Raw genomic sequence first — 9,262 nt, 5'->3', positions numbered from 1 at the left:
AAGCCACGAGTCGATCTCCCCCCTTGTGGGGGAGATGCCCGGCAGGGCAGAGGGGGGTACCGCACCCACCAACCTCTCAAACGACCACACCCACCAACCCACCACCCGCGCTACAGGCCACCACCACCTCACCCCAAAGAGGGCCCACCCATGACCGCCCTCCTCTTGCGCGACCTCAAGCTCTCCATCCTCGCCGGCGGCGGGGCTCTCGTCGGCGTGCTCTTCTTCCTCACAGTCGTCGCCGTGATCCCCTTCGGCGTCGGGCCGGATCTCGCTTTGCTCGCCCGCATCGGCCCCGCCATCGTCTGGATCGGCGCGCTGCTCGCGGCCCTGCTCGGCCTCGACCGCCTCTTCCAGGCGGAGCGTGACGATGGCGCGCTCGATTTGATGCTGATGCAGGAGACGCCGCTGGTGCTGACCGTTCTCGTCAAGTGCCTCGCCCATTGGCTCGCCACCAGCCTGCCGCTCGTGATCGCCTCGCCGCTGCTGGGCCTCTTCATGAACATGAGCGAGAAGGCGATCGGCGCCACCATGCTGACGCTCCTGGTCGGCACGCCCGCCATCACCCTGATCGGCGCGGTGGGCGCGGCGGTTGCCGTGGCGCTGCCGCGCGGCGGGTTGCTGGTGTCGATCCTGGTGCTCCCGCTGACCATCCCGGTGCTGATCTTCGGCGTCAGCGCGACTTACGCGGCGGTCGAGGGCCCCGCCCCCTTCCTGCCGCCCTTCCTGATCCTGATCGCGCTCACACTGTTCTTCGCCGTCATCGGCCCGGCGGCGGCGGCGCTGGCGCTGCGCAACACATCGGATTGATCATCGGCTTGATTGCCCGTGGCGGCGGATCGCGCTAAGGAGACGGCATGACCGAGAATAGCCTTGCCATCACCAAATTCAGCGATCTCGCCAACCCCACGCGGTTCCTGGCGCTCGCCAATCGCCTCATCCCGTGGATGGCCGGGTTCACCGCCCTCTGTTTCATCGTGGGGCTGTATCTCAGCTTCACGACCGAAGGCGACTACCAGCAGGGCGAAACCGTCCGCATCATGTATATCCACGTTCCCGCGGCATGGCTGTCGATGATGGGCTACACGATCATGAGCCTGTCGGCGATCGGCACGCTCGTCTGGCGCCACCCGCTGGCCGATGTCTCGGCCAAGGCCGCAGCCCCGCTCGGCGCCGCCTTCACGCTGATCGCGCTCGTTACCGGCTCGCTCTGGGGCAAGCCGATGTGGGGGACGTGGTGGGTCTGGGATGCGCGGCTCACTTCCGTCTTCATCCTCTTCCTGATGTATCTCGGCCTGATCGCGCTCAACCGCGCCATGGAAGACCCGAGCAAGGCCGCCCGCCTCTCGGCCGTGCTGATCCTCGTCGGCTTCGTCAACATTCCGATCATCAAGTTCTCCGTCGACTGGTGGAACACGCTGCATCAATCGGCAAGCGTGCTGCGCCTGGACGGCCCGGCGATCGACCCGGAATTTTTACGCCCGCTGCTGGTCATGGCGATCGCCTTCACCATGCTGTTCCTGACGCTGCATGTGATGGCGATCCGCAACGAGATCTGGCGCCGCCGGATTGCCGCCCAGCGCCGGCTCGCCGCGCGCCTGGCAAGCCGCGAGGGTTAAAGAGATGACACAGTCCTACGCCTTCTACGTCTACGGCTCCTACCTATTCGCCGGCGCAATCACCATCGCCGTGACGCTCTGGACCTGGCTCGACGGCCGCGCCCGCCGCCGCGAACTCAAAGCGCTCGAAGCCTCCGGCATCCGGCGCCGCTCCGCCCGCGCCAAGGATGCGCCGAACGTACAGGCGAACCCATGACCGACGCGCCGAACACCGAGCCGACGCAGTCCACGCAATCCGCCGCCCCCGGCACGCCGAAGCAAAAGCGCGGCCTCGGCCGCTACGCCTTCGCGCTGATCCCGCTTCTCGTCTTCGCCGGCATTGCCGGCACAGCGGGCAAGATGCTCTACGACCAGGATGTGCACGGCAAGAACATCTCCGAGATCCCCTCGGCGCTGCTTGGCACCAAGGCCCCATCGCTCGACCTGCCGCCGCTTGAGGGCGCCAACCTACCGGCGCTCACCGACGCCGCCGTCAAGGGCAAGCTGACACTGGTCAACGTCTTCGCCTCCTGGTGCATTCCCTGCCGCGAGGAACATCCGATATTGAAGGAGCTGGCGAAAGATAGCCGGCTCAATATTGTCGCGATCAACTACAAAGACAAGAACGACAACGCGCTGGGCTTCCTCGGCGAACTCGGCAACCCCTACAAGGCGATCGGCATCGACCCCAAGGGCCAAGCCGCGATCGACTGGGGCGTCTACGGCATCCCCGAAAGCTACCTTGTCGGGCCTGACGGTACGATCCTCTACAAGCGGGTTGGGCCGTTCGACGATATCAGTTTGAAAGAGGGGCTTTATCCGGCGATGGAGAAGGCTTTGGGGAAGGCGGGGTCGTAGGACGGCTTTGGGGTGAGCTATTGGCTTCGCCAGTAAGGTTGTACCGTGTGGCCCCCTCATCTGCCTGCCGGCATCTTCTCCCCGCTGGGTAGAAGGGACTCGGGGCGGGCCGCTCGCTCAACTTCCCCTTCGCCCCACAGGGGAGAAGGTGGCCCGAAGGGTCGGATGAGGGGGCTCCGCGCGCCAACGCCAGCCCCCAAAATACCCCCACTCACCCCACCAAAGACCGCGGCACCACAAACCGCTCCAACACCCCACTCCCAGCGGCCACATCCCCCCAGGCCACCGCGAAATCGATCACCGCCAAAGCCCCCGTCGGAAACTTCTCCCTGACATCGGCAAGCCTCTCCCCATCCGAAACGAGATCGATCGCCAGCTCCTGCAACCCCGGATTATGCCCAACAACCAGCAGCGTCCGAACAGCAGCATCGACACCACGGATAACCCCCGCGATCCGCTCCGCCGCCGCCTCGTAGATCTCCCCCACATCCCGCCGCTCGATATCATCGGGCAGCTCGGCGCCGACGAGCGCCCAGCTCTCCTGCGTGCGCCGCGCCGTTGAGACCAGCGCAAGATCGGGAACCAGCCCCTTGCGGGCCATGTATTGCCCCATCAGCGGCGCTGCCTTCAAACCACGACCGCCAAGCGGACGATCATGGTCGTCAACGCCATCGGGCCAGGCGGATTTGGCGTGGCGCAGCAGAAGCAGGCGGTATCGCGGGAGCGTGGTGTCTGGTGTCATGATGCTCTCCGGATGAGGGATAGGAAGTTGTAACCCCATAAACGAAAAAGGACAGGCCCAGCCTGTCCTTTCGCAATGCATGCAATCCAGCCTCTCCCGTCACCGGAAGAGGCCGAAAACCCTTAGTTCCACTCGCGGATATCGACGAAGTGGCCGGCGATGGCCGCGGCTGCTGCCATGGCGGGCGACACCAGGTGGGTGCGGCCCTTGAAGCCCTGACGTCCCTCGAAGTTGCGGTTGGAGGTCGAGGCGCAACGCTCGCCCGGCTTCAGGCGGTCGTCGTTCATGGCCAGGCACATGGAACAGCCAGGCTCGCGCCAGTCGAAACCGGCTGCCTTGAAGATCTTGTCGAGGCCTTCGGCTTCCGCCTGTTCCTTGACGAGGCCGGAGCCCGGAACGATCATGGCGCTGACGGTGCCGGCAACGGTCTTGCCTTCGACGACCTTGGCGGCGGCGCGCAGGTCTTCGATGCGGCCGTTGGTGCACGAGCCGATGAAGACGCGGTCGACGGCGATGTCGGTGATCTTCGTGCCCGGCTTCAGGCCCATGTAATCAAGGGCGCGCCACTTCGAGGTACGCTTGTTTTCGTCGGCGATTTCATCCGGGTTCGGAACGATGCCCTGCACCGAGATGACGTCCTCGGGCGAGGAGCCCCAGGAGACGATCGGCGGCAGTTCGGCGGCGTTGAGCGTGACGACGCGGTCGTAATGCGCGCCTTCGTCCGACTTCAGCGTGTTCCAGTAGGCGATCGCCTGGTCGAGCGTTTCGCCCTTCGGCGCGCGCGGCTTGCCCTTGATGTATTCGTAGGTGACGTCATCGGGCGCGATCAGGCCGGCGCGGGCGCCGCCTTCGATCGACATGTTGCAGATCGTCATGCGGCCTTCCATCGACAGCGCGCGAATGGCTTCGCCGGCGTATTCGATGACGTAGCCGGTGCCGCCTGCCGTGCCGATTTCGCCGATGATGGCGAGCACGATGTCCTTGGCGGTGACGCCTTCAGGCAGCACGCCGTCGACCTGTACCAGCATGTTCTTCGCCTTCTTCTGGATCAGCGTCTGGGTGGCCAGAACGTGTTCCACTTCGGACGTGCCGATGCCATGCGCCAGCGAGCCGAAGGCGCCGTGCGTCGAGGTGTGGCTGTCGCCGCAGACGATCGTCATGCCCGGCAGGGTGAAGCCCTGCTCCGGTCCGATGATGTGGACGATACCCTGGCGCTTGTCGCTCGCCGAATAATATTCGACGCCGAACTCGGCCGCGTTGATCGCCAGCTGCTCGACCTGGATGCGGCTTTCCTCGTTCTTGATGCCGAGATGGCGATCGGGCGAGGTCGGCACGTTGTGGTCGACGACCGCGAGCGTCTTTTCAGGCGCGCGAACCTTGCGGCCCGTCATGCGCAGGCCTTCGAAGGCCTGCGGCGAGGTGACTTCGTGGACCAGGTGGCGGTCGATGTAGAGAAGACAGGTGCCGTCGTCCTGTTGATCGACCAGGTGGTCGTCCCAGATCTTGTCGTAGAGGGTACGAGGTGCGCTCATGGCGATACATCCGTTATTATGCAAAGGGCGTTTGCTTGCAGTGGGGGTATGGAGCTTGGCGGCGCATAGGCCACCGGCCGATCAGAAAGGGATCAACGAAGTCGGCTGTTGAGCGCACCGGAAACGGTCGCAAAGAAGCGTGCCGGCAGGCGGTAGTGATCCTGCAACACGAAAATATGCGCCCCAATGCAACTGAACTTGGATTCCATGAGCAGTCACTTACCAATTTTTCCGATGCTCGGCAATTCGATTCATTAGCGCTTTATCGCCGTCCGTCTCTGCCGCGCATCCGTTTCTCGATCTGCCTGAGGCCAAGCGACAGGCCGATCGTCAGGATCAGGTAGATATAGGTGACGATCGAATAGGTTTCAAAGAAGCGAAAGGAGCCGGACGCGTAGATCTTGCCCATCTGCGTGATGTCGGAAACGCCGAGCACCGAGACCAGCGAACTGTCCTTTACCATCGCCACGAAATCGTTCGACAGCGGCGGAAAGATCACCTTGATCGCCTGCGGGAAGACCACGAGGCGGAAGCGATGATAGCGCGACAGGCCGAGCGCCTTGGCGGCCTCGATCTGCCCCTGATCGACCGACTGAATGCCGGCGCGGAACACTTCGGCGATGAAGGAGGAATAGCCGATCATCAGCGCGATGATCGCCCGCCACATCAGCGAGAAATCGCGCACCAGCACCGGCTCCGTCAGTCCGGCATTGACCAGCGGCGCGGTCAGGAAATTATAGGCGACAACGAAGGCCGGCGCGCCGACGAAGGCGACGTAGAACAGAAGCACCAGCATCGGGATGCCTCTGATAACCTCGACATAGAAGCGCGCGATCTGGCGCAGCGCGACGCTGTCCGACAGCCCGAGCAGAGCGACTCCGAGCCCGAGCAGCGTCGCCAGCGCGAAACCGACGAGCGTCACGAAAATGGTGATGCCGACGCCGTTGAACACGGTACGGAACACCTGCGCATAGACGTCGTTGGCGATGATGACCGCGGCGAGCGTAACGCCGATCACGACAAGGGCGACCAGCCACCAGGGATAGTCGCCCCTCTCCTGGCCCCGCGGATTTGGCTGCGGAGCCATCATGCTTCAGTCCGGGCGCGGCAAGCGATTGAAAAAGACGGGATCATTGACCCATCTTGTAGTCGAGGAACCATGTCTTGTTCAGCTTGTCGAACGTGCCGTCGGCCTTCAGGTTGGCAATGGCCGCATTGACCGGGCCGACCAGGTCGGAGCCCTTCGGGAAGATGAAGCCGAAATCCTCGGTGCCGAGCGGCCCGCCGATGACCTTCAGCCCGCCATTCGACGCATCGACATAACCCTGCGCCGCGACGCTGTCGGTCAAGACCACGTCGACATCGCCGGCTTTCAGCGCCTGCACCGTGGCACCGAAGGTCTCGAACAGCTTGATGCGCGGGTTCTGCTCGTTGCCGTCGAGGATCTCGTAGACGGCGGCGTAGAAGGGCGAGGTGCCCGGCTGCGCGCCGACCAGGCCGTCATTGAAGGCGCCAAAGGTCTTGGCGTCGGTAAAGCGCGTCTCGTCCCCCCGCACCAGCATGAACTGCTGCGAGCGCATGTAGGGATCGGAGAAATCGACCTTGGCCTTGCGGTCATCCTTGATGGTGATCCCGGTCATGCCGATGTTGTACTGATTGTCCGACACCGCCTGGATCATCGCATCCCAGCTGGTGTTCTGGTACTCGACCTTGAAGTTCAGCCGCTTGGCGATCTCGTTCATCGCATCATATTCCCATCCGATCTGCTTGCCCGTCTTCGGATCAACGAACTGCAGCGGCGGATAGGCGTTCTCGGTGACGACGACGACGGTCTTGCCCTTGAGATCGGGAAGCTCGGCGGCGGTGGCCGCGAGCGGCGAAAGAGCGAGTGCGGTCAGCCCGGCAAGGACAGTGCGACGAAACAGCATGAAATATCTCCCCAAAATAGCGCTCGCGGAAACTGTCATGTTTGCAAAGCCGCTGGCAAGGGGATTGGCGTGCGAGGATGGGGGAAATCGGGAATGGTGGTTTAAAAATGAGGGTGTTTGGGGGACGGAAATTCGCGGGGGTGTTCTCTGTCTCAGAAGTCCCCTCCCCACCCCCTTGAACAAAATCCCAATCGGATGTCGGATCACCTACCGCCCACCCGTCCTTAGGGTCTCGCATCAACTCGGAGGAACACCCCATGCCAAGCACCATCCGCCTGCACCGCGTTCTCGCCACCAAGCCCGAGAAGGTCTACCGCGCCTTCATCGAAGCCGACGCGATGGCCAAGTGGCTGCCGCCGAACGGCTTTACCTGCAGCGTCCACCATTTCGAGCCGACCGTCGGCGGCACCTTCAAGATGTCGTTCCGCAACTTCACATCAGGCAACAGCCATTCCTTCGGCGGCGAATATCTCGAGCTCGTGCCCGGCGAACGCGTGCGCTATGTCGACCGCTTCGACGACCCCAACCTGCCGGGCGAGATGGAAGTCACGGTCGAACTGAAGAAGGTCTCCGTCGGCACCGAAATCAACATCACCCAGGCCGGCATCCCCGACCTCATCCCGCCGGAAGCCTGCTACCTCGGCTGGCAGGAATCGCTGCGCAACATGGCCCGGCTGATCGAGCCGGAGATTGCGGAGTAGGCGACAAAGTCCCTCCCAAAACTATGGAAGACCCCTCCCCAACCCCTCCCCACAAGGGGGAGGGGCTAACCGGTGGCACGCCCGTACCAAGTTATCAGCCTTGAGACTATCGAGAGGTTGCGCTTCCCACCGGCACCGCGCCCAGCAAGCCCCTCCCCCTTGTGGGGAGGGGTTGGGGAGGGGTCTTCGCCACACCCTCACCCACCGACCAAATGCGTCTTTTGATTGCATTAACACAGAACTGCTATCCTGCCGTCACCAAAAGAGCGCGTATGATATCCGCCCTTGGTATTCGCCGTCTGCGGCCTTGAGCAGGACTGACATAAGCGGGATGACAATGAGGGACCCACCAGAAGCCAGCTTTCCTCGCCGCGAATTCAGGAGAGCGAAGCGGCCCATCTACATCGGTCTGCTGGCTGGAGGCGTTATACTTCTGTATCCGGTTGCCACGGGCGCCACGAAGATACTTGGCCCAGAGTTTGGCGTGGCTCCCCGAATATTGCTCACTATGGCATGTTTGGCCATCTACGCCGTCGGGGCCCGTGCACTTCTGTCACGGTTAGATTTTGATGAGGTCGTCTTGGCGTTTGATCACCAAGGCATCCACGTCACACCCCATGACACGGGACGCATGCCCTGGGCGTCGATCGCCGGCATCAAATACCACGAAGTGGGGCGATTCCGGGAGAACAAGATCATCGCGATCAGCAAACGGGATGCCGAAACAAAGGAGACCAGAATTGATGCTCACCTTCTCCGCGGCAGCAGGCCGCGAGAACTATATGAGACCATGAGGCGTTACCATCGTCACTTTGCACCGGCGACGAATAGCAAGGACGACGCGAATGTCGGCACCTATGCTTCATCGTCGTGGACAGGACTGGACGACGATTGAAGCCATGCAGCGGCGGCCGCCGATTGGCGTAGCCAATCTCACGTGCAACAAAAAAGGCGACCCGAAGGTCGCCTTTTCGTCAATCCTTGCGGATGAAGCTTATTCCGCTGCCGGCTCGGCTGCGGCTGCTGCTTCAGCAGCAGCTGCCTTTTCAGCGGCTTCCTGTGCTGCCTTCTCGGCTGCCAGAGCCTGAGCTGCTGCAACCTTTTCAGCTTCCAGACGTGCCTTTTCCTGGGCGAGAGCGGCGCGCTCGGCGTCGTTGAGCTTGCGGGCGCGAACGCCGGTGTCTTCAACGATACGGGCCGACTTGCCGCGACGATCGCGCAGGTAGTAGAGCTTGGCGCGACGGACCTTACCGCGGCGAACGACTTCTACGCTTTCGATGGCCGGCGAGTAGACCGGGAATACGCGCTCGACGCCTTCGCCGTAGGAGATCTTACGGACCGTGAAGTTTTCCTGCAGACCGCCGCCGGAGCGAGCGATGCAAACGCCTTCGTAGGCCTGTACGCGGGTACGCGTGCCTTCCGTGACCTTCACGTTGACGCGGACGGTATCACCAGGAGAAAATTCCGGGAGCGTGCGCTTGGCTTCGATCTTGGCGACCTGTTCGGCCTCAAGCTGCTGAATGATGTTCATGTGTCAACCTCATTGTTGGTTCGACAACCAGAGCGCCCTGCGATCGATCCTTGGTCTAGCCTCGGACATATGCCTCTTCAGGCAGGGGCGAATGCGTCTGTCTTTCTTTGCTTGGTTGATGGGAGATTCCCATTCCGGGGGTGCGCATACTCTATCACGCGGGCTTTGTCACCCCTTGTGCGTGAGATTCGTCAGGAATAGCGGTGCGGCGAGTTACGCGGACGCTGCGCTGCGGCTGCTGTCGGCGAGTGTGATACCCCCCTCTGCCCTGCCAGGCATCTCCCACCCAGGTGGGGGGCTTGGCTGGGCTCCTCCGCTCGCTCCACGATCATTGTTTGGTTGGGGAGCAAGCCACGGGTCGCTCTCCCCCCT

The 9,262-nt window shown here is 62.8% G+C and carries 11 protein-coding genes; 6 read left to right on the top strand and 5 right to left on the bottom strand.

The genetic code is table 11. The features are described from left to right. The first annotated feature begins 150 nt into the window (after positions 1-150). Genes ccmB through B3605_RS16290 form a run of 4 tightly spaced genes read left to right on the top strand, consistent with a single transcriptional unit; the run spans position 151 to position 2,456 of the window. A complete protein-coding gene (gene ccmB / locus B3605_RS16305) occupies positions 151-810 on the top strand; it encodes a heme exporter protein CcmB (RefSeq protein WP_112946139.1) in 660 nt (219 codons plus the stop codon). A 47-nt stretch (positions 811-857) separates the two neighbouring features. Then, a complete protein-coding gene (locus tag B3605_RS16300; RefSeq protein ID WP_018902258.1) occupies positions 858-1,619 on the top strand; it encodes a heme ABC transporter permease in 762 nt (253 codons plus the stop codon). Positions 1,620-1,623: 4 nt separating this feature from the next. Beyond that, the gene (ccmD, locus tag B3605_RS16295; protein ID WP_112946138.1) at positions 1,624-1,815 is read left to right on the top strand and encodes a heme exporter protein CcmD; all 192 of its coding nucleotides are present in this window, start codon (positions 1,624-1,626) and stop codon (positions 1,813-1,815) included. After that, positions 1,812-2,456: a DsbE family thiol:disulfide interchange protein gene (locus tag B3605_RS16290; RefSeq protein ID WP_296435060.1), complete on the top strand. Its 645-nt coding sequence runs from the start codon at positions 1,812-1,814 to the stop codon at positions 2,454-2,456. The genes ccmD and B3605_RS16290 overlap by 4 nt, the downstream gene beginning before the upstream one ends. Before the next feature lie 211 nt (positions 2,457-2,667). On the opposite strand, the gene B3605_RS16285 is transcribed toward B3605_RS16290, so the two are convergent. The 4 genes from B3605_RS16285 to B3605_RS16270 form a co-directional block, all read right to left on the bottom strand. Then, positions 2,668-3,198, bottom strand: a complete 531-nt coding sequence (locus tag B3605_RS16285; protein ID WP_112946137.1) for a SixA phosphatase family protein — start codon at positions 3,196-3,198, stop codon at positions 2,668-2,670. Between the two features lie 122 nt (positions 3,199-3,320). Beyond that, on the bottom strand, positions 3,321-4,730 hold the full coding sequence (leuC, locus tag B3605_RS16280; protein WP_112946136.1) for a 3-isopropylmalate dehydratase large subunit: 1,410 nt from the start codon (positions 4,728-4,730) through the stop codon (positions 3,321-3,323). A gap of 262 nt (positions 4,731-4,992) precedes the next feature. Further along, positions 4,993-5,817 carry an amino acid ABC transporter permease gene (locus tag B3605_RS16275; RefSeq protein WP_112946135.1) on the bottom strand — a complete coding sequence of 275 codons (825 nt, stop codon included), beginning with the start codon at positions 5,815-5,817 and terminating at the stop codon, positions 4,993-4,995. A gap of 43 nt (positions 5,818-5,860) precedes the next feature. Further along, on the bottom strand, positions 5,861-6,658 hold the full coding sequence (locus B3605_RS16270) for a transporter substrate-binding domain-containing protein (protein WP_112946134.1): 798 nt from the start codon (positions 6,656-6,658) through the stop codon (positions 5,861-5,863). 257 nt (positions 6,659-6,915) lie between these two features. Here B3605_RS16270 and B3605_RS16265 point away from each other — a divergent pair, with 257 nt between their 5' ends. Next, positions 6,916-7,359, top strand: coding sequence for an SRPBCC family protein (locus B3605_RS16265; RefSeq protein WP_112946133.1), 444 nt, complete (start codon positions 6,916-6,918; stop codon positions 7,357-7,359). Positions 7,360-7,939: 580 nt separating this feature from the next. Next, a complete protein-coding gene (locus B3605_RS16260; protein WP_162725212.1) occupies positions 7,940-8,254 on the top strand; it encodes a hypothetical protein in 315 nt (104 codons plus the stop codon). A gap of 99 nt (positions 8,255-8,353) precedes the next feature. Here the strand turns inward: B3605_RS16260 and rplS are convergent, their stop codons facing one another. After that, entirely contained in the window at positions 8,354-8,890 is a 537-nt protein-coding gene (gene rplS / locus B3605_RS16255; protein WP_047508847.1) for a 50S ribosomal protein L19, read from the bottom strand. Between the last annotated feature and the right edge of the window lie 372 nt (positions 8,891-9,262).

This window comes from Rhizobium sp. UBA1881 (assembly GCF_002338015.1).
GTDB lineage: Bacteria > Pseudomonadota > Alphaproteobacteria > Rhizobiales > Rhizobiaceae > Rhizobium.
The sequence above is the reverse complement of the archived record's forward strand: the minus strand, read 5'-3'. Positions and strand labels throughout refer to the sequence as shown.

Bases quoted from the DNA above. Each gene is read 5' to 3' on its own strand.
- ccmB (WP_112946139.1), top strand. From the start codon at position 151: ATGACCGCCCTCCTCTTGCGCGACCTCAAGCTCTCCATCCTCGCCGGC.
- B3605_RS16300 (WP_018902258.1), top strand. From the start codon at position 858: ATGACCGAGAATAGCCTTGCCATCACCAAATTCAGCGATCTCGCCAAC.
- ccmD (WP_112946138.1), top strand. From the start codon at position 1,624: ATGACACAGTCCTACGCCTTCTACGTCTACGGCTCCTACCTATTCGCC.
- B3605_RS16290 (WP_296435060.1), top strand. From the start codon at position 1,812: ATGACCGACGCGCCGAACACCGAGCCGACGCAGTCCACGCAATCCGCC.
- B3605_RS16285 (WP_112946137.1), bottom strand. From the start codon at position 3,198: ATGACACCAGACACCACGCTCCCGCGATACCGCCTGCTTCTGCTGCGC.
- leuC (WP_112946136.1), bottom strand. From the start codon at position 4,730: ATGAGCGCACCTCGTACCCTCTACGACAAGATCTGGGACGACCACCTG.
- B3605_RS16275 (WP_112946135.1), bottom strand. From the start codon at position 5,817: ATGGCTCCGCAGCCAAATCCGCGGGGCCAGGAGAGGGGCGACTATCCC.
- B3605_RS16270 (WP_112946134.1), bottom strand. From the start codon at position 6,658: ATGCTGTTTCGTCGCACTGTCCTTGCCGGGCTGACCGCACTCGCTCTT.
- B3605_RS16265 (WP_112946133.1), top strand. From the start codon at position 6,916: ATGCCAAGCACCATCCGCCTGCACCGCGTTCTCGCCACCAAGCCCGAG.
- rplS (WP_047508847.1), bottom strand. From the start codon at position 8,890: ATGAACATCATTCAGCAGCTTGAGGCCGAACAGGTCGCCAAGATCGAA.